Genomic DNA, 24,135 nt, shown 5'->3' with positions numbered 1-24,135 from the left:
GACCCGTACAACGGTTCCCATGCGAGCAACCATCGAAGTGAACGGCCTGCGCAAACGGTTCGGGCGAACCGTGGCGCTGGACGGCATGTCGTTCCATGTCCCGCCGGGCCTGGTCACCGGGTTCGTCGGCCCGAACGGGGCGGGCAAGTCCACCACGATGCGGGTGATCCTCGGCCTGGACGCGGCCGACGAGGGCCACGCCCTGGTGGGCGGGCGTCCGTACAGAAGCCTGCGCGACCCGCTCAGCCAGGTCGGCGCGTTGCTGGACGCGGGGGCGTTGCAGCCGAGCCGCACCGCCCGCGACCACCTGCTGTGGCTGGCCCACTCGCAGGGACTGGGCGCGCGGCGGGTGGACGAGGTGCTCGAGCAGGTCGGCTTGCAGGCGGCAGCCCGGCGCAGGGCGGGCGGCTTCTCGCTGGGCATGCGCCAGCGGCTCGGCGTCGCGGTCGCGTTGCTCGGCGACCCGCCGGTTCTCCTGCTGGACGAGCCGGTCAACGGCCTGGATCCCGAGGGTGTCGTGTGGATGCGCGGCCTGCTGCGGTCGCTTGCCGGTGAGGGGCGGGCCGTGCTGGTGTCCAGCCATCTGATGAGCGAGCTGGCGGACACCGCCGACCGTCTCGTGGTGGTGGGCAGGGGCCGCGTCATCGCCGACACGGGCGTGGCCGACCTGATCACGGCCGCGTCCCGGGGCCGGGTCACGCTGCGCACGCCGGCGCCCTCCGCCGCGATGTCGGCGCTGGGCCACGCCGGCGCCGCCACGACCGTGACCGGCCACGACACGCTCGTCGTCGCCGGCCTGCCGTCCGAGCGCGTCGTGGCCGTCCTCAACGCGGGCGGGGTGCCATTCTCCGAGGTGGCGGCGTATCGGGTGACGCTGGAGCAGGCGTACCTGGACCTCACCGGCGAAGCGGTCGAATACCGGGGAGCGGCACGATGAGCGCCGTCCCGGACCGTTCGGGACGGCGGGTCGGGCTCGGGGACTTCAGGCGGCAGGTGCGCGCCGAGTGGACGAAGTTCAGGACGGTACGCGGCTGGGTGGCCGCGATGGCCGCCGCGGCGCTGGTCACCGTCCTGCTCGGGCTGTTGTCCGCGTCCGGCAGCTACGCCTCGTGCGGCGCCGGTCCCGTCGAGGTCGCCTGCCCCCTGCCTCCGGTGGGGCCGACCGGCGAGGCGGTGAACGACAAGTTCTTCTTCGTGCACCGGCCGCTGACCGGGGACGGCGCCATCACCGTCCGCCTCACCTCGCTGACCGGCCGGATCCGCAAACCCGACGTCGCCCCAGGACGGCTCAACCTGGTCTCCGGGGTCGTGCCGTGGGCCAAGGCCGGCGTCATGGTCAAGGAGAGCACCGGGCAGGGCTCCCCGTACGCGGCGGTGATGATGACCGGCGAGCACGGCGTGCGGATGCAGCACGACTTCATCCACGACGTGGCCGGCCGGCCGGGCGGCGTCTCGCAGCGATCGCCGCGCTGGCTGCGGCTGACCCGCTCCGGCGACACGCTCACCGGGTACGAGTCCGCCGACGGGACGAACTGGACCCGGATCAGCTCCGCGACCCTGGCCGGACTGCCGCGGACGGTCCGGGTCGGCCTGTTCGCCACCTCCCCCGGCGACCTGACGGTCACGCGGGGAGATCTCGGCGGGTCCGTCGCGGCGGCCCGCTTCACCGAGGCCACCGGCGAGTTCGACCGGGTCGAGGTACGGGGCGAGACGCCCGGCGGGTGGCGCGACGACGACATCGGCGCCACCGCCGGCCCCGACGGGGCGGTCCACCACCCCGGCCGCGCCGGCCGGTCCGGCGACGTCTTCTCCGTCACCGGCACGGGTGACATCGCGCCGGCCACGGAGGGCCCGACCCCCGAACGTCCGCTCAGCGGCATGCCGGTCGGGCTCGTCCTGGTGATCGTGGTGTCCGTCATGTTCATCACCGCCGAGTACCGGCACGGCCTGATCCGCACCACGCTGCTGGCCGGCCCGCGCCGCGGCCGGATGCCGGCGGCCAAGGCGCTCGCGCTGGGCCTGATCACCTTCGCCGCCGCCCTGCCCGCCACCACGATCACGTTCACGGTCGGTGGGCGGATCCTCCGCGCCAACGGCAACGCCCTGCTTCCGGTGTCCCCGCTCACCCAGGTCCGCATCGTGGTCGGCACGGCAGCGCTGTTCGCGCTGGCCGCCGTGCTCGCCCTCGCCCTCGGCGCGCTGCTGCGGCGCAGCGTTTCGGCGGTCATCGCCACCGTGGTGGCGGTCGTCGTCCCGCACGTCGTCGCCACCACCTCGGTCCTGCCCGACAGCGCGGCGCAATGGCTGCTGCGGGTCACCCCGGCGGCCGGTTTCGCCGTCCTGCAGAGCATCCCGGCGTACCCGCACGTGCTCGGCCACTACGCGCCCATCGCGGGGTTCTACCCGCTGCCGCCGGCGGCGGGCCTCGCCGTACTGGCCGGCTACGCCGCGCTCGCCCTCGGCGCTGCCGCCCTCCGGCTCCGGCGGACGGACGCATGAGGGCCCACCTGCACGCGGAGTGGACGAAACTTCGCACCCTGAGCGGCACCGGCCGGCTGCTGCTCACGATCATCGTGCTGACCGTCGCCGCCTCCGCCGCCGCCTCCGCCGTCGTCTCCTGCTCCTCGGCAGGCTGCGGCTACGACCCCGTCCGGATCGGCCTCTTCGGTGTCCAGGTGGGTCAGGCGGCCGTCGCCGTCCTGGCCGTCCTGGCGATCAGCGGCGAGTACGGCACCGGCATGATCCACCTCACCCTCACGGCGATGCCGCACCGCGCCAAGGTCCTGGCCGCCAAGGCGATCGTGGTGGCCGGCCTGACCCTGGCCGCCGGGGCCGTCGCGGTGCTCGCCTCCGTGCTGGCCACCCGGCCCATCCTGCTGGACCACGGCTTCCCGCCGGAGTCGCTCCTGCCCACCGGCGGGCCCCTGCTGCGCACGGCCTTCGGCTCCGTCCTCTACCTGGTGTTCATCGCCCTGTTCAGCCTGGGCGTCGCCACCGCCGTACGGGACTCCGCCGCCGCGGTCGGGGTCGTCCTGGGCCTGCTCTACCTCTTCCCCGCCCTCATCCTCATGATCGCCGACAGTGACTGGCAGCGCCTGCTCTGGCAGGTCTCCCCCATGAACGCCGGACTCGCCGTCCAGGCCACCACCGGCCTGTCCAGCCTGCCCCTCAGCCCGTGGGCGGGCCTCGGCGTGCCGGCCGCCTGGGCCGTGGCGGCCCTGCTGGGCGGCGGGCTGCTGCTCAGGGCCCGCGACGCGTAGGAACTCGGCGCATCTCGCCGACCAGCCCCGCGACCGGTGGGGCTGACGGTATACTGAGAGGAAATCCCGCGCGGGCGACCCGGCGGGATTTCTGCTTTCATGACCCCTCCTCTGCGCACGATCCTCGGCGTGGCCGTTCCGCTCGCCCTGTCGGCCGGCGCGGGCCTCGCCGCCCGTCTCGCCGCCACCTCCCTGCTCGGCCACCAGGCCACCACCGAGCTGGCCGCCTTCGCCCTCGCCGGGGCGGTTCACGGCCCGGTCACCGCAGCCGTGTCCGGCGGGCTGCGGGGACTCACCCCGTTCGTCGCCCCGCACCGTGACCGCCCGGCCGCGGCGCTGCCCGCGCTGCGCGACGCGCGGTGGCTGGCCCTCGTGCTCGGCGTCGCGGGGGCGGGCGTCGTGCTGTGCGTGCCGCTGATCGCGTGGGCGGGCGGCGTGCCCGGGGAGGTGACGGCGGGGCTCGGCGCGCTGCCGCCGCTGTTGGCCGTGCACGTGCTGCTGCTCGCGGCGGGCGGCGGCGCGAACGGGACGCTGGTGGCGCTCGGTCACGCCCGGCAGGTGCTCCGGTCGAGCCTGGCCGGCGCCGCCACCGAGGTGGTCCTCCTGCTGGCGCTGGTGCCGTGGCTGGGCGTCATGGGCGCGGGTGTCGCCCTGGTGGCGGCCACGGCGGTGACCGTCGTGATCGCCAACGGCCGGCTGGCCCGGCTGACGGGCCTGACGGGGCGGACGCTGTGGCCGGGACGTCCCCGGCCGCGCGAGATCCTGCGCATGGCCCGGGTCGGCGTGCCGATGTCGGCGGCGCTGGTGGTCAAGTTCGCGGCGCTGGGCGGGGCGGCCTACGCGGCGGCGCGGACGGGCGCGGACGGCGCCGCCGCGCACGCGATCCTCGTGTCGCTGGACGGCCCGCTCACGCTGGCCGCGTTCACCGCAGGGCAGGCGGCGGCCCCGGAGATCGCCAGGGCGGTCTCCGGTCCCGGGAAGGTGACAGCTTCCACGGGAGACCGCACTGCGGCGGCACGCCGGATCAGCCGGGCCGCGCTGGTCGTGGCGGCCGCCGGCGCGCTCACCGGGACCGTCCTGCTGGCGTTCCTCGGCGAGGAGGTGCTCGGCCTGTTCACCGCGGACGGTCGCGTGCGGGCGGCGGCGGCCGGGCTGCTGCCGCTGCTCGGCGTCTTCGCCCTGGTCAACGGGTGCGCGATCGTCATGTCGGCGGCGCTGACCGGGCTGCGGCGCTCGGCCTGGAGTCTCGGCGCCGTGGCCGCGGGCTACGGGCCGCTCGCCCTCGTGGCCGCGCCCGTCACGGCCGCGTGGGGGCTGACCGGGCTGTGGTGCGCGCTCGCGGCCTGCGCCGTGCTGGTGCTCGGCCTGCAGACCTGGGGATTCCGCCGCCACAGCGCGCGCCGATGAGTTCCGCCGCCGCGTCCGGTCCCTACTCTGGACGACTACGGACGATCAGGGAGCGGTCATGGGCAGAATCCTCTACTCGGCGATGGTGTCGCTGGACGGCTACGTCGAGGACCCGGACGGCGCGTTCGACTTCGCCTTCCCGGACGACGAGGCGCACGAGCTGGCCAACGAACTGGCCCGCCAGGCGTCGGCGTTCCTGTTCGGGCGGCGCATGTACGAGGCGATGGAGCGGCCGTGGACCGCGGCGGCGAGCCGCGACGACCTGCCCCGGGTCGAGAAGGAGTTCGCCCGCGCCTACGTGGACACGCCGCGCTACGTCTTCTCCGACACCCTGACCCGGGTGCCGGAGGGGGTGCGGCTGGTCCGCGGCGGCGAGGCGGTGGCCGAGGCGACCCGGCTCAAGGAGCGCACCGACGGGGTGCTCGACCTGGGCGGCGCCGGGCTGGCCGCGTCCCTGCTGGACCTGATCGACGAGTTCGCGCTGTTCGTGATGCCGGTGGCGGTGGGCGGCGGCAAGCCGTTCCTGCCGGTGGGCCGCAGGCTGCGGCTGCGGCGTGCCGAGCACCGGGCTCTCTCCTCGGGCGTGATGTACCTGCGCTACGAGCGCGCGGCCTGACCCTTCGATCCCCGCCGGGTCCGGGTGGCGTGCCGTCAGTGGTGGGGGATGTCGATCCACTCGCCGTCCCCGGACGGCTGCCGGTTGTCGCGGCCCTCGGGGCCGTGGCGATCGCCTTGGCCGCCTCGGGGGAATCCGATGTTGTTGTTGTTCTTGTTGCGGATGCGGATGCGGATGCGGTCGCGTAGGTCGTCCTTGCCGTCCCTGGCGATCGCGATGTTGTTGTTCTTGTTCTGGAGGCGGATGCGGATGTGCCCCCGCGCCGCGCAGCGAGGGGGGTTCTTGTGGAGGCGGCACGGATGAGTCACCTCGGCGGGGATCCCCGCGACGTGGGGCATGCTGGCAGCGCCGGTGGGTGCCGCAACCGTCACAGGGGCGACCAGGGTGGCGACCAGGGCGGATGTCGTCGCTGCGGTGCTGAGCAGAGCGGGCGCGATCATGAAGATCACCCCATGTCCGACGGGTTGGCGGTGTGCGTCCGCCCTTCACGCTAGGCCGGGTGCGCCCAGAGCGAACCCCCCGCGCGGTAAAACGTTGATGTGCGTGGCAGACGGCGTGACGGGCGCGGCCGCCTCGCCGGAGGGCCGCTCAGAAGGCGACGCCGCAGCGCAGGATGACGTTGGCGTACGGCCGGGCCTCCCCCGTGCGGACCACGAGCCTGCTCGTGCCGCTGAGCGTCTTGAGCCGCTCGTGCGGCACGTACGCCAGGCCGGGCAGGCGCTCGCCGAGCAGGACGTGGCAGGCCGGGTTGGCCCGCCGCACCTCCTCGGCGGCCGTGGCGCCCTCGACGACGATCTCGGCGAGCAGGCCGTCGAGCACGTCGGCGAACGACGGGATCCCCGGGACGAACGCCAGGTCCACGACCGGGACGCCCGGCGGGAGCGGCATGCCGCTGTCGCAGACGAGCACCTCGTCGGTGTGCCCGAGCCGGGCCAGGGCGCCGGCCAGGGCCGCGTTGATGACGCCGCCGCGCTTCACAGGGTCTCTACCTCCGCCATCGTCGGGTACGAGCTCTGCGCGCCCGCCCCGCGCACGGTCGCCGCGCCGACCCGGGCGGCGAACGCCGCCGCGTCGGCGAGGGCGTCGCCGACGGCCAGCCGCCAGGCCAGCGCCCCGGTGAACGCGTCACCGGCGCCCGTGGTGTCCACGGCCGTCACGCGCGGGCTGGGCACCTGCCGGACGACACCGTTGTCGGCCGTCACCGCACCGGCGGCCCCCAGCGTGACCACGACGGAGCGGGGGCCGAGCGTGAGCAGCGCCTCGGCCTGCCGGGCCGCCTCCCCCGCGCCGCCGAGCAGTTGCGCGGCCTCGTGCTCGTTGACCACCAGCGGGTCGCACAGCGCCAGCAGCTCGCCCGGCACCGGCGCCGCCGGGGACAGGTTCAGCACGGCGCGGCGGGCCAGCCGGGCGGCGGCGAGCACCGCCGGCAGCGGGATCTCCAGTTGCAGGGACACGACCGGCGCCGACCGCAGCAGCGGGGCGGCCTGCCGCACGTCGTCCTCGGTGAGCAGGGAGTTGGCGCCCGGCGCGACGATGATGCTGTTGTCGCCCCGCGGCCCCACCGCGATCATCGCGACGCCGCTGGCGGCGGGCGTGTCGTGCAGGTGGCTGAGGTCCACGCCGTCGTGTTCCAGCGACTCGCGCAGCAGCCGCCCGTGCCCGTCGGTGCCGACCCGGCCGAGCAGCGCCACCCGGGCGCCTAGACGGGCGGCGGCGACGGCCTGGTTGGCGCCCTTGCCTCCGGGGTGGACGGCCAGGTCGGAGCCGAGGACGGTCTCGCCCGGCGCGGGGTGCCGCCCGACCTGGACGACGAGGTCGGCGTTGGCCGACCCCACCACCAGCACGTCGAGGCGGTGGTGGGGCGCGGGCCGGCGGCCGGGCTCGCCTCCGGCTTCGCGCACGCCGCTCACGACCCGGTGAACTCGGACAGGTTGTCCTTGGTGGCGACCTTCACCGGCACGTCCACCGTGACCGGGACCTGCTCGCCGTTCGCGGCGCGGACCGCGTTCTGCACGGCCTGCTGGCCGAGCAGGGCCGGCTGCTGGGCGACGCTGGCCGCCAGGGTGCCCGCCTCGATCGCCTTGAGCCCGTCGGGCGTGCCGTCGAAGCCGACCACCTTCACCTGCTTGCCGGCCTTGGCGCCGAGCGCCTTGATCGCCCCGAGCGCCATCTCGTCGTTCTCCGCGAACACCCCGGTGACGCCGGGGTGCGACTGGAGCAGGTTCGTCATGACGTCCAGGCCCTTGGTGCGGTCGAAGTCCGCGGGCTGCTGGGCAACGACCTTGATGTTCGGGTACGCCTTGATCCCGTCGGTGAAGCCCTGCCCGCGGTCGCGCGAGGCGGAGGTGCCGGCCACGCCCTGCAGGATCACGACCTCGCCCTTCTCGCCGAGCTCCTTGGCGAGCTGCTCGGCGGCCAGCTTGCCGCCGGCGACGTTGTCGGAGGCGACGGTCTGGGCGACCTTGGCGCCGTTGACGCCGCGGTCGACGGCGATCACGGGGATGTTGGAACGTTCCGCCACCTTGACCGCCGGCGCGGCGGCGTCGGAGTCGACCGGGTTGAGAATGATCGCTTTCATGGCCTGGCTGGTGAAGTTCTGGACCTGGTTGACCTGCTGGGAGGCGTCGTTCTGGGCGTCGGTGACGGTCAGGGTGGCGCCGAGCTTCTTGGCCTCCGCCTGGGCGCCGTCGCGCAGTTGGACGAAGTACGGGTTGTTCAGCGTGGAGACGGACATGCCGATCTTCACGTCGCCGGCGGCCGGCGTCCCGCCGGAGCCCGAGGAGTCTGTTCCGGCGGAGCCGCAGGCGGTCAGGCCGAGTGTGAGGGCCGCGCCTGCCGCGACCAGGGCGTGGAATCGCATGATGGGTGCCTCGCTTCGTATTTCGGTGACGTGGTGTCAAGGTGAAGGTGACGTGGTGTGAAGGTGACGTGGTGTGAAGGTGACGTGGTGTGGAGAGGTCAGCGTCCGCCGCGGCGGCGGAGCGTGTCGAGCAGGACCGCCAGCGCGATCACCACGCCGATGACGACCTGCTGCCAGAAGGCCGACACCGACAGCAGGTTGAGCCCGTTGCGCAGCACGGCCAGGATGAGCGCGCCGACGAGCGTGCCGAGCGCCCTGCCCTTGCCTCCCGACAGGCTCGCGCCGCCGATGACGACGGCGGCGATCGCGTCCAGCTCGTAGCCGGCCGCCGCCTGCGGCTGGGCCGAGGCGAGTCTGCTCGCCAGGACGATGCCCGCCACCGCGGCGAACACACCGGACAGCGCGTACGTGATCAGCTTCTGCCTGCCGACGGCGATGCCGGACAGCCGGGCCGCCTCCTCGTTGCCGCCGATCGCGTACATCGCGCGGCCCGTGTACGTGCGGTTGAGTATGACGGCGGCGATCACGCCCATGATGGCCATGACGAGCACCGGCACCGGCAGGTAGCCGCCGATGGTGTCGCCGAGTCGGGACACCGCTTCGGGCATCTCGATCGGGCTGCCCTGTGACACCACGAGCGCCAGGCCGCGCGCCACGCCGAGCATGGCGAGCGTCGCGATGAACGGCGGCAGCTTGCCGTAGGCGATGAGCACGGCGTTGACCAGCCCGCACGCCACGCCGACGGCGAGGGCGACGATTGTGGCGACCGGCCAGGGCAGGCCGGTGTCGGCGGCCGTCCAGGCGAGCACCATCGCCGACAGCGCGGCGACCGCGCCGACCGACAGGTCGATGCCGCCGGTGATGATGACGAACGTGGAGCCGAAGGCCAGGATCGCGGTGACCGCGGCCTGGACGCCGACGTTGAGCAGATTGGTCACGGTCAGGAAGTCGCCGGACATCAGCGACAGCGCCACGACCAGCACCACGAGCGCCGCGAGCGAGCCGTTCTCGGCCAGCAGGCTCCTCGCCCCCGGCCGGCTGGTCAGCACGTTAGTGGACACGAGCATCCTCCACCTCGGTGACGGCCAGCGCCATCACGGAGTCCTGGGTCGCCTCGGCGGCCTGCAGCTCGCCGACGAGCCTGCCTCTGGCCATGACGAGCACGCGGTCGCTCATCCCGAGGATCTCGGGCAGATCGCTGGAGATCATGAGCACCGCGTGGCCGGAGGCGGTGAGCGAATTGATCAACTGGTAGATCTCGACCTTGGCGCCGACGTCGATGCCGCGCGTGGGCTCGTCGAGAATGAGCACGTGTGCGTCGGCGAGCAGCCACTTGCCGATCACGATCTTCTGCTGGTTGCCGCCCGACAGGGTGCGCACCTCCTGCCCGAGGTGGCTCATGCGCACCCCGAGCTGTTCGGCGACCCGTCCGGCCGCCTCGCGCTGGCCGGCCCGGTCGACGAAGCCGGCACGGGTGGCGCGGCGCAGGGTGACCAGGCCGAGGTTCTCGGCGATGTCGGCGCCCAGCACCAGCCCCTGGCCCTTGCGGTCCTCGGGGACGAGCCCGAGCCCGGCCTCCATGGCCGCGTGCACGTCGCCGCCGGGCAGCCGCCGCCCGCGCACCAGCACCTCGCCCGAGTCGTAGGAGTCGGCGCCGAACACCGCGCGGGCCACCTCGGTGCGGCCCGCCCCGACCAGCCCGGCCACGCCGACGACCTCGCCGGCGCGCACCTCGAAGGACACGTCGGCGAACGCCCCCGCCCGGGTGAGCCCCTCGACCCTGAGCAGCGGCTCACCGGCCGGCTGCGGCAGGCGCGGGAACTGCTGGTCGATGGGCCGGCCGACCATGAGCCGGATCAGCTCGTCCTCGCGTGTGTCGGCCGGCACCTGCTCGACGGAGCGGCCGTCGCGCAGCACCGTCACCCGGTCGCCGAGCTGGGCGATCTCCTCCAGGTGGTGGGTGATGAACACGATGGCCACGCCCCGTTCGCGCAGCTGCCGGACCAGGCCGAACAGCCGCTCGACCTCGGTGGTGGTGAGCACGGCGGTGGGTTCGTCCATGATGAGGACGCGGGCGTTCAGGGCGAGCGCCTTGGCGATCTCGAGCATCTGCATCTGCGCGATGCCGAGGTCGGCGACGCGGGTGCGCGGGTCCACCGTGACTCCGACCCGGTCGAGCATGGCGCGCGCCTGCTCGTGCATGCGCCGCGTGTCCACGAGGCCGAACCGCCGGGGCGGGCGGCCCAGGACGAGGTTCTCGCTGACCGTCAGCTGCGGCACCAGGTTGAACTCCTGGTAGATCGTGGCGATGCCGAGCTGCTGGGCGTCGGTCGCGGTGCGGATCTCGACCTCCTCCCCGTCGACGAGGATGCGCCCGGAGTCGGGCTGGTAGGCGCCGGAGAGCATCTTGATGAGGGTGCTCTTGCCGGCGCCGTTCTCGCCGAGCAGGACGTGCACCTCGCCTTCGCGCAGGTCGAAGTCGACACCGTCCAGGGCCACCACGCCGGGGAACCTCTTGCCGAGTTTCTCCACGCGCAGGATCTCCCGTGCCTGGCTCACGAGCCGGCCTCCTTTCGCCGTCCGTCTGGCCGTCCGTCCGGCCGACGCGCTCCCGTCGCCGTGCGGGCCTCTCCGCACGACTCGCGGACCACGAGCGCCGCCGGCAGCACGACCGACTCCGCGGTCCTGCCCGCCAGCGCGTCCAGAATCACCCGTACGGCGCGCCGGCCGAGCTCCGCGGTGGGCTGGCTGATCGCGGTGATGCGCGGCTGGATGTGGTTGAACCACGGGACGTCGTCGAACGAGGCCACGGCGACGTCGCCGGGGATGTCGAGGCCGCGCCCGCGGATCTCGTCGAGGGCGCCCAGGGCCATGAGGTTGTCGCCGAGGAAGATCGCCTGTGGCGGCTCGGGCAGGTCGAGAAGCTCGGCGGTGATCCGCCGGCCGCTGCCGGCGCGGAAGTCGCCCATCCGCACGTACTCCTCCGGGACCGTCAGGCCGTGGTCGGCCGCCGCCCGCAGGAAGGCCGCGGTCCGTTCGCGGCCGGTGGACAGGGTGCCCGGTCCGGAGACGAACGCGATCCGCCGGTGCCCGAGTGCGCGCAGGTGGGCGACCAGCTCGGCGATGGCGGTGGCGCCGTCGGCCCGGACCGACGGCACGTCGACGCCGTGCAGCGTCCGGTCCAGGAAGACCAGCGGCCGCTCCCCCTTGCCGACCTCCTGCACCAGCGGCGTCACCTCGGCGGTGGGGCAGATGATCAGGCCGTCCACCCGCTGCTCCATCAGGGTGCGCACGTAGTGGTCCTGCTGGTCGGCCCGCTCGTCGGCGTTGCCGATGACGACGGTGTAGCCGGCCTCGCGTGCCTCGTCCTCGACGGCGCGGGCCAGCTCGGCGAAGAACGGGTTGAGGATGTCGCCGATGATCAGCCCGAGCGTCCTGGTGGCCTCGGTGCGCAGGGACCGGGCGACCGCGTTGGGGCGGTAGTTGAGCGCGGCCATGGCGTCGTTCACCCGGTTGCGCGTCTCCTCGGTGACCGAGGGGTTGTCGTTGAGCACCCGGGAGACCGTCGCGACGGACACACCCGCCCGCGCGGCGACGTCCTTGATGCGAGCCACCTGACCTCCATGTAATCGGTTTCATGAGGGTATGTAATCGGTTACATGCTTGTGAACAGGCCGACGATGTGATTCAGGTCACACCTCTCGGCGTGTACGGCGGCTCGTCGCGGGCGGGCCGGCGCTACGGTGGGGGGTCATGAGACTGGCCCACGGCATGATCGCGGCACCGCTGGTCGCCGCCCTGGCGGCGTGCGGCGGCGTGGCGGGCGGCTCGGTGACCGCCCAGCGACCCACACCCGGTGACAGCCGCCCCACCACCCCGGCCCCCGACCCCTCGCGGCCGCCGGAGTCCTCGGGGTCCTCGGGATCCTCGGCGGCCACCGCCTCCGTCCCGGACGGCGACACGCCCGCACCCGACATCCGCATCCCGGCCGACCCCGCCCAGCTCGCCGCCGCCCTGCACCGGACCACGACCGCGCTGAACACGGAGATCGACGCCTGGCGCGCGTCCAAGGCCGACCAGCCGCCGTCGCGGCTCGTCCTGCTCGCCCTCCACCACCAGCGCGTCTACCGCGCGATGGCCCGCGACGCCACCCTCGCCCAGCGGACGATCAAGAAGCTGCCCGCGGCCACCGCCGCCCACGCCCGCGACAACGTCACCGGCGTGGGCAAGCTGCTGTCCATGGCCCGCCCCATCAGCGACGCCCAGCGCCGGCGCATGCGTTTCGCCGAGCCGCTGCCCGCCGAACGGCTGCGCGGTTACATGACGCGCGCGGAGAAGCGGTTCGGCGTCGAGTGGGAGGTGCTCGCCGCGATCATGCTGGTGGAGACCAAGTTCGGCCGGGTCCGCTCGGCCAGCTCGTCCGGCGCTCAGGGGCCGATGCAGTTCATGCCCGGCACGTGGCGCGCCTACGGCCTGGGCGGCGACGTGCACGACGCCCACGACGCGATCCTGGCCGCCGCCAACTACCTCAAGGCGTCGGGCGCGCCCGGCGACTACCGGCGGGCGGTGTTCGCCTACAACCACGACACCCGGTACGTGGACGCGGTGCTGGCCCATGCCCGCTCGATCAGGCGCGACGCCCGCGCCTACTACGCCTACTACAACTGGCAGGTGTTCACTCTGTCCGCGAAGGGCGACGTGCGCATGACCGGCCCGCGCTGACCGGCCCGCGCCGACCTCCCTTCCCCGGCCCGCGCCGACCACCCTTCCCCGGCGCTCGCCGACCGCCCCTGCCCGGTCCCCGCGGTCGTCCCAGTCGTTCGGCGCCCGCCGGCGTCAGCCGGGCGTCGGGGCGGACAGGGCTCCCGCGTAGACCCAGCGGCCGTCCAGGCGGGCGAAGCGGCTGCACTCCTCCACGTGCCCGGCCCGGCCGCGCTCGACGTAGTGGGCACGGAAGCGGACCGTCCCCTCGGTGTGCACGACGCTGCCGCCGCCCGCCTCAAGGATCTCCAGGCGGACCCAGCGGGTCTTCGGGTCGAGGGCGAGGCGGGCCGGGCGGTCGGCGGGGTGCCAGGTGCGCAGCAGGTATGCCTCGTCGCCGACGGCGAAGGCGCTGAAGCGAGAGCGCATGAGCAGCTCCGCCGTGGGCGCCGAGCCCTGACCGCGGTGGAAGCGGCCGCAGCAGTCGTCATAGGGGGCGGACAGGCCGCAGGGGCAACCGGCGGCGGAGGCACGAGGCGACATGCACCCATTGTGCCCGCCGTGGCCAAGACCGCCCGCCGGACGATCTTCACTCTCGCTATGGGATATCTACCCAAATGTACGGCGACATCCCTTTTATCCGGGTACGGCTCCAGCGTGCGGACGACTCGGTACGGAGGAGGTGCGCCCATGCTGACCGTGGCGTTCGTAGCGCTCGTACTGGTGCCGGCGGCGGCCCTCGGCATGGTGCTGGCCCTGGCCAGGATCGAGGCGGCACTGTTCAACGAGGAGGAACGACCCGTCCCGCACCCGGGCGACGACGAGGACGCCGACCGGTGACGACGGAGCGGCCCGCGCCATCGGGACCGCCCGCGGCGGCGACACCAGCCGCCTGGCCCACGCAGGCTCCCCTCTGGATCCAATGTGGCGCCACTCCCGAAGAGCGCCACTCACACAGTTGATGCTATGTTCATTAGCACCAACCTGCCTCGTGGCCACGCTCATGGGCGCTGACACCGCGCCCGTGCGGGCCGGGCGCCCCCCGTAGAGGAGTGAGATCCCCCCGATGACCCCCCGGCGCACCGACCTCGCGGTGTTCCTCCTGATCGCCGTCGGCCTGGCCTGGGCGATCGCCCTGCCCCTGTGGTTCGGGGACGGGGTGGCCTCGCCACTGGCGCAGCCGCTCGGCGCGGTGATGATGTTCACGCCCAGCCTCGGCGTGCTCGCCGCCTGGCGCGTCACGCGCGTCTCCCGCGCCGAGCTCGCCGCGCTGACCGGACTCGGGCTCGGCCCCGACCGGGCACGCACGTTCGGCCTGATCGCCGCCGCCTGGCTGCTCACCCCCGTCTTCGCGATCGTCAGCCTCGCCCTCAGCTCCGCGCTCGGCCTGCTGACGCTCGACCTGTCCGGACTCAGCCTCTACCGCGAGGCGATGCGGGCCGTCGCCGGCACCGGACTCGACCCGCACACCGCCTGGATCATCCAGCTCGTCAGCGGACTGACCCTCGGCACCCTGATCACCATGATCCCCGCCTTCGGCGAGGAGTGGGGCTGGCGCGGCTGGCTGCTGCCCCGCCTCACCGACACGCTCGGCCTGCCCCGCGCCCTCCTGCTGTCCGGGGTGATCTGGGGCCTGTGGCACGCGCCGCTCACCCTGCTCGGCTACAACTACCCCCGCCTCGGAGCGTGGGCGGCGCCCGTGTTCGTCGGCTTCTGCGTCGCGTACGGGCTGGTGATCGGCTGGCTCCGGCTCCGTTCGGGCAGCGTCTGGCCCGCCGTGGTCGCACACGCCGCCTTCAATGCCACGGCCGGCACGTTCCTCATGCTCGGCGACGCCGCCGCACCGCCCGACCCCGTCGTCGCCGGGCCCTTCGGCGTCGTCGGCTGGGCCCTGCTGGCCGCCCTCGGAGTCGGCCTGCTGACGTTCCTGCCGGTGCGGCGGCCCGTACCGGCCTGACATTCGCGTCGGACGCCGGTCGGCGGCACAGGTCCGCTTCCGATGATCAGGTGTAGGATGGGGGCACCGAGGACTTCTTGTGCGTTGGCAGCAGGTCGGCGTCGCCCGCGGCGATCCACGATTCGAGGCCTCCACCATCACGGGGCCTGGACAAGGCCGGGCGAGCATGCCTCCCACATTCGTGACTCCTCGCACCCCGCTCTGCGCCGTATCCGGCACTGTTCCCCGCGTCGATTCGCCGTTGCGGCTCGACCTCGATCCGGTCGCGGGCCGGCACGGCGTCGTGGACGGCACGTGGTGGCCCTATTCGCGTGACGCCGCGACCCAGCTTCCCGGGTTGATCGCCGCCGTCGACCAGCGGCGCGGGCGCACCACGCTGCGTGTCGGCGTGCACCCCGAGGCGTGGGAGCACATCCCGCGCCGTGTCCCGGCGCGCGGGCGGCAGGTGGACGTGCGGCTGTTCCATCACGCGCACGCCGACCTGGTCATCCTGTGCTTCGCCGGCGGCGAGCACCTGGCCCTGCTGGCCGTCCCGCCCGCCGCTGCCGCCGCCGGCAGCGCGGCGCGACCCGCGTTCCGGCCCACGTTCCGGCCCACGATGTCCGGCGGCTGACCCACGGGCGGATGTCCCGTTTCTTCTCCGATCGGAGCTTTTCATGACCGTTCTCGCGCCGGCCCGTCCCGGTGGATCCGCCACGCCGGCCACCGTCGTCCATGTGGCCGGTGAGATCGACATCTTCACCAGTCACGCCCTCCGCACCCGGCTGCTCAACGCCCTGCCCTGCCGCAGGGGGCTGCTCGTCGTCGATGTGTCCGCGGTCTCGTTCTGCGACGCCTCCGGCCTGGGTGTCCTGGTCGGCATCCAGCACAGGGCCCGCCTGCGGGGCGTCGGCCTCGCCCTGCGGGGCCCGCGGCCGCAGTTGGTCAGGCTGCTGCGCGTCACCGGCCTGGACCGCGGCATCGACGTCCTGGCGTGAGACCCGCCCGCCGGGGTTCTCCCGGGCGGGGCACCGGGAGGAACGCAAAAGAGCCGGGGCCCGCACCGGTGAAGGTGCGAGCCCCGGCCCGGGGTGTCTCAGGTCAGGCGGGAACGATGTTCTCGGCCTGCGGGCCCTTCTGACCCTGGGTCACGTCGAAGGCCACCCGCTGGCCCTCGCGCAGCTCACGGTAGCCGCCCTGGGAGACGATGTTGGAGTAGTGGGCGAAGACGTCGGCGCCGCCGCCGTCCTGCTCGATGAAGCCGAAGCCCTTTTCGGAGTTGAACCACTTCACGGTTCCGCTGGCCATGTCTGTCTCCTTCTGGTTGACGAACTCGGATGCGCCGTTGCGCATCCAGTGCCGCCGCGATGAGCCCATCCGGAGATGACCGGCAACAAAAATGCGCCTCACGGTTACATACCGTCAGGCGCACACAAGTTTCATGGGTACCACAACTGCAACTGCCTTAAGCTTAACACACCCTTCCCGTGCGCCGTCCAGCACAGTGAGTGACGTCACACGCCGGCGCGGGTCGTCGCCGGCGACCTCCCATGAGCTGGACAAGGCTTTGCCGCTGATCGAACGACCCGGACCGGTGCGCGCGGCTACGGTGAAGATGTTCCACGCGCCGCATTGGCGTTCCCGGGAACCCATTCGACGCTCCGTCCGCCCAGGCCACCTGGGCGCAGCGAGATCACGGAGTGACACGATGCCGAAGCGCCTGCTCGCCGCCACCGCCACGGTGGCCGCCGCACTCGTCGTCTCGGGCGCACTGTCCGCGCCCGCCGCCCAGGCGACCGGGGACATCCAGGTCTCCGGTCAGTTCGCCCCGACGGCGGACCCGCCGTATCCCCCGTACGACGAGGACGACGACTGACCCGTCGCCGGTCGAGGCCGTGCCGCGCCATGCGGTACGGCCTCTCGACCGCAAGGTATGACAGCGCTGTTGTATCTTGGGGTGATGTTTCCCCCTATCGAGCCGTACGACCACGGCCACCTCGACACCGGTGACGGCCACCTCGTCTACTGGGAGGTGTGCGGCAATCCCGAGGGCAAGCCCGCCCTCGTCGTCCACGGCGGCCCCGGCTCAGGATGCTCCGTGGGCGCGCGGCGCGTCTTCGACCCCGAGCGCTACCGCATCATCCTGTTCGACCAGCGCAACTGCGGCCGCAGCCTGCCCCACGCCAGCGACCCCGCCACCGACCTGTCCGCCAACACCACCCACCACCTGATCGCCGACATGGAGCGGCTGCGCGAGCACCTCGGCGTCGACCGGTGGCTGCTGTACGGCGGATCGTGGGGCTCCACCCTCATGCTGGCCTACGCCGAGACCCACCCCGAGCGCGTGTCCGAGATGGTGATGGTCAGCGTCACCATGACCCGCCGCTCCGAGATCGACTGGCTCTACCGGGGTGTCGGCCGGTTCTTCCCCGAGCAGTGGCAGCGCTTCCGCGAGGGCGTCCCCGAGGCCGACCGTGACGGCGACCTGCTGGCCGCGTACGCCCGGCTGGTGTCCGACCCCGACCCCCACGTGCGAGAGAAGGCGACCCACGACTGGCTCGCCTGGGAGGACGCGGTCATCTCCCTGGAGTCCAACGGCCATCCCGGCGCCTACAGCGACCGGCCCGACGCCGCGCGGCTCGCCATGGTCCGCATCTGCAGCCACTACTTCTCCCACGCCGCCTGGCTCGAGGAAGGCGTCCTGCTCCGCGACGCGCACAAGCTTGCCGGCATCCCCGGCGTGCTCATCCACGGCCGCTTCGACCTGGGCGGCCCCCTGGAGAACGCCTGGCAGCTCGCGCGGGCCTGGCCTGACGCGCGGCTGGTGGTCGTGCCGGACTCGGGGCACACGGGCAGCGACACGATGCGCAAGGAGGTGCTCGCCGCCCTGAACGGGTTCGCCCAGTAAACCCGCAGGAAGGGCTTATAGCGGTCTTACGGCAGTAAATGCACTGTTATACCGCGATACCGCTATCGGAGGGACGATCATGACTGTCGGACCGGACGACCACAGCACCGCCGAGGTCCTCGCCCAGGAACCGCCCCGCCGTCGCGTCCCCCGCGCGCTGGTCCTCACGGGCGTGACCGCCCTGGTGATCGCCACGGGGGCCGGGGTCGCGGCGGCGGCGCTCTCACCGACGCCCACCCAGAGCCCCGCCCCCTCCGCCGCGCCCACCGGGACGCCGTCCGCCAGGCCGTCGGAGCCGGCCCCGGGACACCGCGAGGGCTGGGGATGGCGCCGCGGCCACGGCGGCCACGGCATGGGCCGCGGCGCCATCCACGGCCAGTACGTCGTCCCGGACGGCAACGGCGGGTACGTCACCGTGGCCACCCAGTACGGCGACGTCACCGCGGTCGACCAGGACTCGATCACGGTCAGGAGCGAGGACGGCCACACCGAGGAGTACGCGCTCGACGACGACACCCGCGTCAACGCCGGCCGCGAGGGCCTCGGTTCGGTGAAGACCGGGACGAAGGTGTTCGTCAGGGCGACGGTGCGGGGTGAGGCGGCCACCGCGGTCGCCGTGTTCGACGTCACGGGGCTGGAGCGGGGTGAGCGGCCCGGCCGCCGGCACCACGACCGGCTGCCCGGCGGCCCCGGGCAGCCCGCCTCCCCCGCTCCGACCTCGACCTCCTGACCCGTACCGCCCGGGCCCGGACCCCCGGACCCTGCCGGTGACGTGTTGGGGCAGGTGATCACCTCGTGGCCGCGCCGGGGCGCAGGGAAAGCAGCGCCGTGGCTGTCCTCGGTCTTCCGCCGGGTCAGCGGCGGCGTGAGACGGCCACGCCGGCCAGGCAGAGCGCGCCGCCGGCCAGCGTCAGCGGGCCCGGCACCTCGTCGAGGGCGAGCCAGGACATCGGCACCACGAGCGCGGGCACCACGTAGGTGGTGGCGCCCATCCGCCCGGCCGTCGTCCTGGCCAGCGCGTAGGCCCAGGTGGTGAACGCCAGGGCGGTCGGGAACACGCCCAGGTAGATCATGTTCGCGGTGGCGGCGAGCGGCGCCCGCGCGGCCTCCGACACCAGGACGCCGGCGAACGGCAGGCAGGCGACGGCCCCGGCGAGGCAGCCGAACGTGGTCACCTGCAGGGCGCTCGCGTGCCGCAGGGCGGGTTTCTGCGCGACGACCCCGGCGGCGTACCCGGCGGCGGCCAGCACGCAGAGCAGCACCCCCAGCACGGAGGCGTGGCCGGCTCCGGACATCGACAGGCCCACCACGGCGGCGCCGGCGAACGACACGGCCATGCCGGCGAGGAGCGGGCGCGGCAGCCCCTCCCCCAGCAGCCTGCTGCTGAGCAGCGCGATGAGGATCGGGCCGATGTTGACGACCATGGCAGCCGTTCCCGCGTCCACCTCCCGTTCCGCCCAGTTGAGCGCCACCATGTACAGGCCGAACCACAGCACGCCCGACCAGGCGATGCCCGGCCAGGCGGCGCGCGGCGGCCAGCCCTCGCGGCGCACGAGGCTGATCGCCGCCAGCACCACGGCGCCGGCGAGCAGCCGCCCGAGCGCCAGGGCCCCCGGCGAGTACGCCGAGCCGGCGCTGCGGATGGAGACGAAAGCGGAGGCCCACAGGACGACGGTGACGCCGGCCGCGACCAGGGCGAGCCGCGTGCCGCGGCGGCCGGTTTCCGAGGAGAGAGCCATATGGCCGAACCTAGCGGGGGGACGTTCGCGTCTTCGTCGAAGGATGCCGACACATCTCCCAGATATGGGATATCGTCCCTGATATGGGAAACGTCGAGATCGATCCGGTCGAGGCGCGCCTGGCCGAGCGGCTCGCGCACCTGCGCGCCGAGCACGGCTGGTCGCTGGAGGAGCTGGCGGCCCGCACCGGGGTCAGCCGTTCGACGCTGTCGCGGCTGGAACGGGCCGAGATCAGCCCGACCGCGGCCGTGCTCGGCAGGCTCTGCTCCGCCTACGGCCGGACGATGTCGCAGCTGCTGGCCGAGGCCGAGGCGGAGCCGCCGCAGCTCGTCCCGGCCGACCGGCAGGCGGTGTGGCGTGACGAGACGTCCGGCTTCACCCGTCGCTCGGTGTCGCCGCCCCACCCGGGGCTGCGCGGTGAGCTGGTCGAGGGCGTGCTGCGGCCCGGCGCCGACATCTCCTACGACGAGCCGCCGGTCCCGGCTCTCGAACAGCACATCTGGGTGCTGGACGGTGTCCTGGAGGTCACGACGGGCGGCGGCACCCACCGGATCGGGGCGGGAGACTGCCTGCGGTTCCGGCTGTGGGGCCGCTCGCGCTTCCACAACCCCGGCCCCGATCCGGCCCGCTACGCCCTCGTGGTCGTTCTCCCCTGACCCGACCCACCGCACGAAGGAACGACTGTGCCCATGATCACCCGTCTGACCGCCGGTGACGTCCGCGACGAGCTGGAGAGCCTGGCCGGGCTGCTCGCCGACGTCGTCGCCGGCGGCGCCTCCCTCGGTTTCGTGCTGCCCTTCGGCCGAGGTGAGGCCGCCGCCTGGTGGCGCGCCCAGGAGCCGGCCGTGGCCGACGGCAGCCTCATGCTGTGGGCGGCCCGCGCCTCCGACGGCATCGTCGGCACCGTCGGCCTCGTCCTGGCGCGCAAGCCCAACGGCAGCCACCGGGCCGAGATCGTCAAGCTGATGGTCCATCCCGGCGCCCGCGGGGACGGCCTGGGCCGCGCCCTGCTCGGCGCCGCCGAGCGGGCGGCGGCCGCGACCGGCGTCAGCCTGCTGCTGCTGGACACCGAGACCGGCAGCACCGCCGACCGCCTCTACCCCGCCGCCGGCTGGGCCCGGTACGGCGTCGTGCCGGGCTACGCCACCGACCCGGCGGGCACGCTCAGGGACTGCAGCTTCTACTACAAGCGGCTGGACCTCGCGCCCCAGAGCTGAATCCGGTCCCGCGGCCCGCGACGGGCCGCCGGGTCAGCCGGCCGCGCCGTCCAGGATCGGGATCAGCTGCTCCTCCTCGTAGGCGAGGTGCCGTTCCAGCTCGTCGGCGAGCCGTTCGACCTCGGCCGCCACCCGGAGCGGGTCGGGGGCGTCACCGGAGACGGCGGCCTGCAGCTCCTCCAGGAGGGCGGCCACTCTGCGATGCTCCTCCCCGAGCCGTTCCAGGGTCGGGGCGAGCGAGGGGTGCTGCCGGGCGAGGGCCGGGAACATGCCCTCGTCCTCGTGGGTGTGGTGCTGGTGCAGCCCCTGGCAGACGGTCAGGCAGTTGATCCGGAGCTGCGCGCCGAGGCCCGGCCCGGCGGCGGCGACCTCCTTGCGCACCAGGGCGAGCTCGCGCCGGAAGGCGTCGTGGATGGCCTTCAGCGCCGCGCCGAACGACGGGGCGTTGATGTTCGGCGGTCCGGCGGCGGGCACCTCCGTCAGCGCCACGACCGGGATGACGCGGTCCGTCCCGGCCTGGTAGTCGGCCCAGCCGGGGTCGGCCTCGACGGCGCGGGCGAAGACGCGGTCGCGTTCGGCGCCGTCGAGGACGACTGCTTCGGCCTCGTAGGTGAACACGCCGTTCTCGACCGTCACCCGCGGGTGGGCGAGCACGTTGTGGAACCAGTCGGGGTGCTTCGGCGAGCCGCCGGCCGAGCCGATGACGATGATGCGTCCCCCGTCGTCGGGCAGGAAGCCGAGCGGGGTCGTGTGCGGGGCTCCGGAACGGGCCCCGGTGGTCGTCAGCAGGATCAGCCGGGCTCCCTCGAACGGGCCGCCGACCCGTCCGCCGTTCGCGCGGAACTCCTCGATGATCTGCTGGTTGAAATCTGCGGGCATGGGTGTCGTGTTCTCCGGTTCAGGATGCCGCGAAGCCGTTCGCGGGCAGGGCGAAGCACACCACGGGGCCCGTGCGGGCCGTGGCGTGGGCAGGAAGAAAAAGGGGGGAAGAGCCGGACGTCAGGAGGACGGGCTCGCCAGGAAGGGGCGCGGCCTCGGGAGGAACGCGCCGGAAGGGCGCGGCGCAGGCGGCTGCTCGTGCGGGCAGGCGGGCCGCGGGCCCGCCGCGGGATCACGACGCGGCCGGGTGCCCCACTCGCTCTTGGCCCATGGCCGACCCGGCAGTCACGTCGTCCACCCTAGCCGTGGCGGCATGACCCGGCAACATCGTTTCCGCCGCCCGCCGGCACGCGGTGCCGATCGGAGCGACCCAGCCGGACTTCAGGGCGCGGGCCGCGACGCCGGCGTGCGCCCATCCCGCTTGACCGGGCTTTCAGAGCTGGTCGAGCACGTAGTTGAAGGGGTGCGGGTGGTGTCTCCCCCCGGCCGCGCAGTCGCCGTCGGCGTTGTGCGGCCAGTAGAACAGCACGAAGCACCGGTCGCAGAAGCGCCAGTCGTTCTGCTGCCCGGCCCTGACGGGCATGTCGAACGGCAGGAAGAAGTCGTGCCCGCCCACCTCCGCCACGTGGCCCGGCCGCGGCGCCGACCACTTCGGGCAGACGCCCTTCTCGCCCTCGAACCCGTCGAAGAAGAGCGCCTTGCACCGGACGCACTTGCGCCATCCGGACTCGCGGTTCGGCCCTGGGACACCGAACGGCAACCGGAAGACGAGCCCCGCGGCCTGGTGAGCGCCGTAGCCGGGCTCGTCCAGCAACCGGCCGTCCTCGCCTATGACGATCGGGGGCCGCCGCCCCCGCGCCACCTTGCCCGGGCAGCGGCCGGCGTCGAGCGCGAACACCAGCGCCTTGCACTCCCCGCAGGTGCGCCAGTCCGGGACGCGCGGGCCGAGCGTCGCGTTCTCCCCTATAGCGAAGCGGGCGGCCACCTTCTTGTTGCCGCCCGGGATCTCGCCCCGGCACACGTACCAGCCGGCGTTCGGGCCCGTCACCTCGGCTCTGGCCTCGTTGCCTCCGATGAAGGGGACCACCCACGAGATCTTGAGCGCCGTTCCCTCGTCGTCGAGGCCGTAGACGACGAGCCCGGTCGTTCCCGTCGCGATGCCCCCTTCACTGCTCTTGGAGCCGAAGACGTCGGACTGGAAGGGGCCGATGGAGTCGGCGGGCAGCTTCGCGAACGCGCCGTGCGCGTGGGCGGTGCGTAACCGGCGCAGCGTGCGGCTCGTCGCGTTGTTCACCTCGACCACCGCCGAGCGTGACGCGTCGGCCAGGATTCTGGACACGGTGTCGATGATCTCGGCGGTCGCCTTGACCTCCTTGGCGATGTCCTGCATCGACACCATGCTGGCCTCCTCGGCGCCCCGGCTCGTCCCCCGGCCGCGCATGAGGTGGGGTACGGCGGGGCGTGGTCCGGCTACCGGCGACAACCGAACGGTACTTCGGAAAGCCCCGTCCGGACAGCCCTTGCGTCCCGGTCTCCCCGATCTCGCGGTCCCTGCCCACGGGCCGCGCCAGGGTGACGGGTCAGCCGGCGAGTTCCTTCGCCTCGCTGCCGTGCACGATCAGCGCGTACAGGACGAGCACGTCCACCGCGATGACGGCGAGCGACCACCAGGGGTTGACGGAGATCCAGGTGAGCTGGGTGAGCGCGTTGAGCATGACGAGGACGACGGCGACCGCGCGCGCCCACGTCTGGCCCATGCTGACCGCGATGCCGGTGGCGATGAGCAGCACGCCGAACAGGAGGTGGATCCATCCCCACCCGGTGACGTCGAGCACCAGCAGGCTGCCGGCCGTCTGGACGTAGACGTCGCGGTGGAAGATGGCGTTGAGGCCGGAGATGGCGTTGAACAGGCCCGACAGGATCAGGATGATGCCCGCGAACCACACCCAGCCGACCCAGCCGGTGACGTGCTGCTGCCGCGCTTGATAGGTCATGGCGAATCTCCTCGCAAGACGATGGGCCGGACCCCTGCCACGACAGTACTGATATGGGTGCGTTTGCGGCTTTTGCTGAGGTAAATGTTGTGATGGGGAGCTTTTGTGCTCCTCGTCCTCGTCGTACGCGAAGACGGAGATTTTACGCGGGCGGGGGCGACAGCTGAGCGAGGGATGTGGTGGCCTGCCTGCTATCGCCGCATTCGCGAGCAATGCAGCGCTGTCGATCCAGGCTGGGAGGATGCGATGGAGCCGCTGTCCGTCACCGTCGAGACCCGAACCGGGCACGCCGAGGTGCGCCTTCGGGGCGAGATCGACATCGCCACCGCCGACGCGTTCCGCAGCGCCCTCGACCACGCCGTCGAGCATCCGGCCGTCTCCTCCCTCTACCTCGACCTGGGTGAGGTGGAGTTCATCGACTGCTCCGGGCTGCGCGTCCTGGTGGGCGTGCGGCGGGCGATGGAGGACAAGGGCGGGACGGTCCGCCTGACCCGCCGCTCCCCCGCGGTGGAACGACTGCTGGCCGCGGCCGGCCTCGACGATCACCTGCACGTGCCAGGTTCCCACGTCAAGGCGCCGGTCCCGGCCGCATAACAGGTTCGTCAGGCCGTTTTCAGG

Annotated in this window: 29 protein-coding genes; 16 read left to right on the top strand and 13 right to left on the bottom strand. The window is 73.2% G+C overall.

Going from position 1 to position 24,135, the window contains the following annotated elements; all coding sequences use genetic code 11:
- Window positions 1-19: 19 nt before the first annotated feature.
- The 5 genes from ACGF0J_RS16770 to ACGF0J_RS16750 all read left to right on the top strand — a co-directional run bounded on the left by ACGF0J_RS16770 (window position 20) and on the right by ACGF0J_RS16750 (window position 5,283).
- Complete coding sequence (locus tag ACGF0J_RS16770; RefSeq protein WP_393146553.1) at window positions 20-937, top strand: ATP-binding cassette domain-containing protein; 918 nt, start codon at window positions 20-22, stop codon at window positions 935-937.
- Entirely contained in the window at window positions 934-2,499 is a 1,566-nt protein-coding gene (locus ACGF0J_RS16765) for a hypothetical protein (RefSeq protein WP_393146551.1), read from the top strand. The genes ACGF0J_RS16770 and ACGF0J_RS16765 overlap by 4 nt, the downstream gene beginning before the upstream one ends.
- Window positions 2,496-3,260, top strand: coding sequence for an ABC transporter permease subunit (locus ACGF0J_RS16760; RefSeq protein WP_393146549.1), 765 nt, complete (start codon window positions 2,496-2,498; stop codon window positions 3,258-3,260). The genes ACGF0J_RS16765 and ACGF0J_RS16760 overlap by 4 nt, the downstream gene beginning before the upstream one ends.
- A 99-nt stretch (window positions 3,261-3,359) precedes the next feature.
- Window positions 3,360-4,667: a polysaccharide biosynthesis C-terminal domain-containing protein gene (locus ACGF0J_RS16755; RefSeq protein WP_393146547.1), complete on the top strand. Its 1,308-nt coding sequence runs from the start codon at window positions 3,360-3,362 to the stop codon at window positions 4,665-4,667.
- 58 nt (window positions 4,668-4,725) lie between these two features.
- Window positions 4,726-5,283: a dihydrofolate reductase family protein gene (locus ACGF0J_RS16750; RefSeq protein WP_393146546.1), complete on the top strand. Its 558-nt coding sequence runs from the start codon at window positions 4,726-4,728 to the stop codon at window positions 5,281-5,283.
- 35 nt (window positions 5,284-5,318) lie between these two features.
- Here ACGF0J_RS16750 and ACGF0J_RS16745 read toward each other — a convergent pair whose 3' ends face one another.
- The 7 genes from ACGF0J_RS16745 to ACGF0J_RS16715 form a co-directional block, all read right to left on the bottom strand.
- A complete protein-coding gene (locus tag ACGF0J_RS16745; protein WP_393146544.1) occupies window positions 5,319-5,732 on the bottom strand; it encodes a hypothetical protein in 414 nt (137 codons plus the stop codon).
- 139 nt (window positions 5,733-5,871) lie between these two features.
- The gene (rbsD, locus tag ACGF0J_RS16740; protein WP_393146542.1) at window positions 5,872-6,261 is read right to left on the bottom strand and encodes a D-ribose pyranase; all 390 of its coding nucleotides are present in this window, start codon (window positions 6,259-6,261) and stop codon (window positions 5,872-5,874) included.
- Window positions 6,258-7,184, bottom strand: coding sequence for a ribokinase (locus tag ACGF0J_RS16735; protein WP_393146540.1), 927 nt, complete (start codon window positions 7,182-7,184; stop codon window positions 6,258-6,260). Before ACGF0J_RS16735 ends, rbsD begins: the two co-directional genes overlap by 4 nt.
- A 5-nt stretch (window positions 7,185-7,189) precedes the next feature.
- Window positions 7,190-8,143 (bottom strand): D-ribose ABC transporter substrate-binding protein, encoded by a 954-nt coding sequence (locus tag ACGF0J_RS16730; RefSeq protein ID WP_393146538.1) that lies wholly within the window; start codon window positions 8,141-8,143, stop codon window positions 7,190-7,192.
- 98 nt (window positions 8,144-8,241) lie between these two features.
- Window positions 8,242-9,210, bottom strand: coding sequence for an ABC transporter permease (locus ACGF0J_RS16725; RefSeq protein WP_393146536.1), 969 nt, complete (start codon window positions 9,208-9,210; stop codon window positions 8,242-8,244).
- Window positions 9,194-10,702: a sugar ABC transporter ATP-binding protein gene (locus ACGF0J_RS16720; protein WP_393146534.1), complete on the bottom strand. Its 1,509-nt coding sequence runs from the start codon at window positions 10,700-10,702 to the stop codon at window positions 9,194-9,196. The genes ACGF0J_RS16725 and ACGF0J_RS16720 overlap by 17 nt, the downstream gene beginning before the upstream one ends.
- Window positions 10,699-11,757 (bottom strand): LacI family DNA-binding transcriptional regulator, encoded by a 1,059-nt coding sequence (locus ACGF0J_RS16715; protein ID WP_393146533.1) that lies wholly within the window; start codon window positions 11,755-11,757, stop codon window positions 10,699-10,701. The genes ACGF0J_RS16720 and ACGF0J_RS16715 overlap by 4 nt, the downstream gene beginning before the upstream one ends.
- 139 nt (window positions 11,758-11,896) lie before the next feature.
- Here ACGF0J_RS16715 and ACGF0J_RS16710 point away from each other — a divergent pair, with 139 nt between their 5' ends.
- Complete coding sequence (locus ACGF0J_RS16710) at window positions 11,897-12,865, top strand: transglycosylase SLT domain-containing protein (RefSeq protein WP_393146531.1); 969 nt, start codon at window positions 11,897-11,899, stop codon at window positions 12,863-12,865.
- A gap of 114 nt (window positions 12,866-12,979) precedes the next feature.
- Here the strand turns inward: ACGF0J_RS16710 and ACGF0J_RS16705 are convergent, their stop codons facing one another.
- Window positions 12,980-13,387 carry a YchJ family protein gene (locus ACGF0J_RS16705; RefSeq protein WP_393146529.1) on the bottom strand — a complete coding sequence of 136 codons (408 nt, stop codon included), beginning with the start codon at window positions 13,385-13,387 and terminating at the stop codon, window positions 12,980-12,982.
- A 147-nt stretch (window positions 13,388-13,534) separates the two neighbouring features.
- On the opposite strand from ACGF0J_RS16705, the gene ACGF0J_RS16700 reads away from it, so the two are divergent.
- From ACGF0J_RS16700 to ACGF0J_RS16685, 4 genes are all read left to right on the top strand, one after another.
- Window positions 13,535-13,684, top strand: coding sequence for a hypothetical protein (locus ACGF0J_RS16700; RefSeq protein WP_393146527.1), 150 nt, complete (start codon window positions 13,535-13,537; stop codon window positions 13,682-13,684).
- A gap of 226 nt (window positions 13,685-13,910) precedes the next feature.
- Window positions 13,911-14,801: a CPBP family intramembrane glutamic endopeptidase gene (locus ACGF0J_RS16695; protein ID WP_393146525.1), complete on the top strand. Its 891-nt coding sequence runs from the start codon at window positions 13,911-13,913 to the stop codon at window positions 14,799-14,801.
- Between the two features lie 241 nt (window positions 14,802-15,042).
- A complete protein-coding gene (locus tag ACGF0J_RS16690) occupies window positions 15,043-15,414 on the top strand; it encodes a DUF5994 family protein (protein WP_393146523.1) in 372 nt (123 codons plus the stop codon).
- A 43-nt stretch (window positions 15,415-15,457) separates the two neighbouring features.
- Window positions 15,458-15,778, top strand: coding sequence for an STAS domain-containing protein (locus ACGF0J_RS16685; RefSeq protein ID WP_393146521.1), 321 nt, complete (start codon window positions 15,458-15,460; stop codon window positions 15,776-15,778).
- A 103-nt stretch (window positions 15,779-15,881) separates the two neighbouring features.
- Here the strand turns inward: ACGF0J_RS16685 and ACGF0J_RS16680 are convergent, their stop codons facing one another.
- Window positions 15,882-16,088 carry a cold-shock protein gene (locus ACGF0J_RS16680; protein WP_101789680.1) on the bottom strand — a complete coding sequence of 69 codons (207 nt, stop codon included), beginning with the start codon at window positions 16,086-16,088 and terminating at the stop codon, window positions 15,882-15,884.
- Between the two features lie 400 nt (window positions 16,089-16,488).
- On the opposite strand from ACGF0J_RS16680, the gene ACGF0J_RS16675 reads away from it, so the two are divergent.
- From ACGF0J_RS16675 to ACGF0J_RS16665, 3 genes are all read left to right on the top strand, one after another.
- Entirely contained in the window at window positions 16,489-16,656 is a 168-nt protein-coding gene (locus ACGF0J_RS16675; RefSeq protein ID WP_393146519.1) for a hypothetical protein, read from the top strand.
- 84 nt (window positions 16,657-16,740) lie between these two features.
- Entirely contained in the window at window positions 16,741-17,688 is a 948-nt protein-coding gene (gene pip / locus ACGF0J_RS16670; RefSeq protein WP_393146615.1) for a prolyl aminopeptidase, read from the top strand.
- 79 nt (window positions 17,689-17,767) lie between these two features.
- Window positions 17,768-18,418: a hypothetical protein gene (locus ACGF0J_RS16665; RefSeq protein WP_393146517.1), complete on the top strand. Its 651-nt coding sequence runs from the start codon at window positions 17,768-17,770 to the stop codon at window positions 18,416-18,418.
- 124 nt (window positions 18,419-18,542) lie between these two features.
- On the opposite strand, the gene ACGF0J_RS16660 is transcribed toward ACGF0J_RS16665, so the two are convergent.
- Window positions 18,543-19,427 carry a DMT family transporter gene (locus ACGF0J_RS16660; RefSeq protein ID WP_393146515.1) on the bottom strand — a complete coding sequence of 295 codons (885 nt, stop codon included), beginning with the start codon at window positions 19,425-19,427 and terminating at the stop codon, window positions 18,543-18,545.
- 83 nt (window positions 19,428-19,510) lie between these two features.
- Here ACGF0J_RS16660 and ACGF0J_RS16655 point away from each other — a divergent pair, with 83 nt between their 5' ends.
- The gene (locus ACGF0J_RS16655) at window positions 19,511-20,083 is read left to right on the top strand and encodes a helix-turn-helix domain-containing protein (protein ID WP_393146513.1); all 573 of its coding nucleotides are present in this window, start codon (window positions 19,511-19,513) and stop codon (window positions 20,081-20,083) included.
- Window positions 20,084-20,116: 33 nt separating this feature from the next.
- Entirely contained in the window at window positions 20,117-20,644 is a 528-nt protein-coding gene (locus ACGF0J_RS16650; protein ID WP_393146511.1) for a GNAT family N-acetyltransferase, read from the top strand.
- Between the two features lie 33 nt (window positions 20,645-20,677).
- Here ACGF0J_RS16650 and ACGF0J_RS16645 read toward each other — a convergent pair whose 3' ends face one another.
- The 3 genes from ACGF0J_RS16645 to ACGF0J_RS16635 form a co-directional block, all read right to left on the bottom strand.
- Window positions 20,678-21,523, bottom strand: a complete 846-nt coding sequence (locus ACGF0J_RS16645) for a nitroreductase/quinone reductase family protein (RefSeq protein ID WP_393146509.1) — start codon at window positions 21,521-21,523, stop codon at window positions 20,678-20,680.
- A gap of 433 nt (window positions 21,524-21,956) precedes the next feature.
- The gene (locus tag ACGF0J_RS16640; protein ID WP_393146507.1) at window positions 21,957-22,922 is read right to left on the bottom strand and encodes a hypothetical protein; all 966 of its coding nucleotides are present in this window, start codon (window positions 22,920-22,922) and stop codon (window positions 21,957-21,959) included.
- Window positions 22,923-23,103: 181 nt separating this feature from the next.
- Window positions 23,104-23,517 carry a hypothetical protein gene (locus ACGF0J_RS16635; RefSeq protein ID WP_393146505.1) on the bottom strand — a complete coding sequence of 138 codons (414 nt, stop codon included), beginning with the start codon at window positions 23,515-23,517 and terminating at the stop codon, window positions 23,104-23,106.
- Between the two features lie 246 nt (window positions 23,518-23,763).
- On the opposite strand from ACGF0J_RS16635, the gene ACGF0J_RS16630 reads away from it, so the two are divergent.
- Window positions 23,764-24,111 (top strand): anti-sigma factor antagonist, encoded by a 348-nt coding sequence (locus ACGF0J_RS16630; protein WP_393146503.1) that lies wholly within the window; start codon window positions 23,764-23,766, stop codon window positions 24,109-24,111.
- Window positions 24,112-24,135 lie beyond the last annotated feature (24 nt).

It is taken from the genome of Nonomuraea sp. NPDC047897, from assembly GCF_043204415.1.
Classification (GTDB): Bacteria; Actinomycetota; Actinomycetes; order Streptosporangiales; family Streptosporangiaceae; genus Nonomuraea.
This window is presented reverse-complemented; position numbering and strand designations above follow the sequence as displayed.

Coding starts and splice junctions, on each gene's coding strand:
- ACGF0J_RS16770 (WP_393146553.1), top strand. CDS start 20: ATGCGAGCAACCATCGAAGTGAACGGCCTGCGCAAACGGTTCGGGCGA.
- ACGF0J_RS16765 (WP_393146551.1), top strand. CDS start 934: ATGAGCGCCGTCCCGGACCGTTCGGGACGGCGGGTCGGGCTCGGGGAC.
- ACGF0J_RS16760 (WP_393146549.1), top strand. CDS start 2,496: ATGAGGGCCCACCTGCACGCGGAGTGGACGAAACTTCGCACCCTGAGC.
- ACGF0J_RS16755 (WP_393146547.1), top strand. CDS start 3,360: ATGACCCCTCCTCTGCGCACGATCCTCGGCGTGGCCGTTCCGCTCGCC.
- ACGF0J_RS16750 (WP_393146546.1), top strand. CDS start 4,726: ATGGGCAGAATCCTCTACTCGGCGATGGTGTCGCTGGACGGCTACGTC.
- ACGF0J_RS16730 (WP_393146538.1), bottom strand. CDS start 8,143: ATGCGATTCCACGCCCTGGTCGCGGCAGGCGCGGCCCTCACACTCGGC.
- ACGF0J_RS16725 (WP_393146536.1), bottom strand. CDS start 9,210: ATGCTCGTGTCCACTAACGTGCTGACCAGCCGGCCGGGGGCGAGGAGC.
- ACGF0J_RS16710 (WP_393146531.1), top strand. CDS start 11,897: ATGAGACTGGCCCACGGCATGATCGCGGCACCGCTGGTCGCCGCCCTG.
- ACGF0J_RS16705 (WP_393146529.1), bottom strand. CDS start 13,387: ATGTCGCCTCGTGCCTCCGCCGCCGGTTGCCCCTGCGGCCTGTCCGCC.
- ACGF0J_RS16700 (WP_393146527.1), top strand. CDS start 13,535: ATGCTGACCGTGGCGTTCGTAGCGCTCGTACTGGTGCCGGCGGCGGCC.
- ACGF0J_RS16695 (WP_393146525.1), top strand. CDS start 13,911: ATGACCCCCCGGCGCACCGACCTCGCGGTGTTCCTCCTGATCGCCGTC.
- ACGF0J_RS16685 (WP_393146521.1), top strand. CDS start 15,458: ATGACCGTTCTCGCGCCGGCCCGTCCCGGTGGATCCGCCACGCCGGCC.
- ACGF0J_RS16680 (WP_101789680.1), bottom strand. CDS start 16,088: ATGGCCAGCGGAACCGTGAAGTGGTTCAACTCCGAAAAGGGCTTCGGC.
- ACGF0J_RS16675 (WP_393146519.1), top strand. CDS start 16,489: ATGCCGAAGCGCCTGCTCGCCGCCACCGCCACGGTGGCCGCCGCACTC.
- pip (WP_393146615.1), top strand. CDS start 16,741: ATGTTTCCCCCTATCGAGCCGTACGACCACGGCCACCTCGACACCGGT.
- ACGF0J_RS16665 (WP_393146517.1), top strand. CDS start 17,768: ATGACTGTCGGACCGGACGACCACAGCACCGCCGAGGTCCTCGCCCAG.
- ACGF0J_RS16660 (WP_393146515.1), bottom strand. CDS start 19,427: ATGGCTCTCTCCTCGGAAACCGGCCGCCGCGGCACGCGGCTCGCCCTG.
- ACGF0J_RS16655 (WP_393146513.1), top strand. CDS start 19,511: ATGGGAAACGTCGAGATCGATCCGGTCGAGGCGCGCCTGGCCGAGCGG.
- ACGF0J_RS16650 (WP_393146511.1), top strand. CDS start 20,117: ATGATCACCCGTCTGACCGCCGGTGACGTCCGCGACGAGCTGGAGAGC.
- ACGF0J_RS16645 (WP_393146509.1), bottom strand. CDS start 21,523: ATGCCCGCAGATTTCAACCAGCAGATCATCGAGGAGTTCCGCGCGAAC.
- ACGF0J_RS16640 (WP_393146507.1), bottom strand. CDS start 22,922: ATGGTGTCGATGCAGGACATCGCCAAGGAGGTCAAGGCGACCGCCGAG.
- ACGF0J_RS16635 (WP_393146505.1), bottom strand. CDS start 23,517: ATGACCTATCAAGCGCGGCAGCAGCACGTCACCGGCTGGGTCGGCTGG.
- ACGF0J_RS16630 (WP_393146503.1), top strand. CDS start 23,764: ATGGAGCCGCTGTCCGTCACCGTCGAGACCCGAACCGGGCACGCCGAG.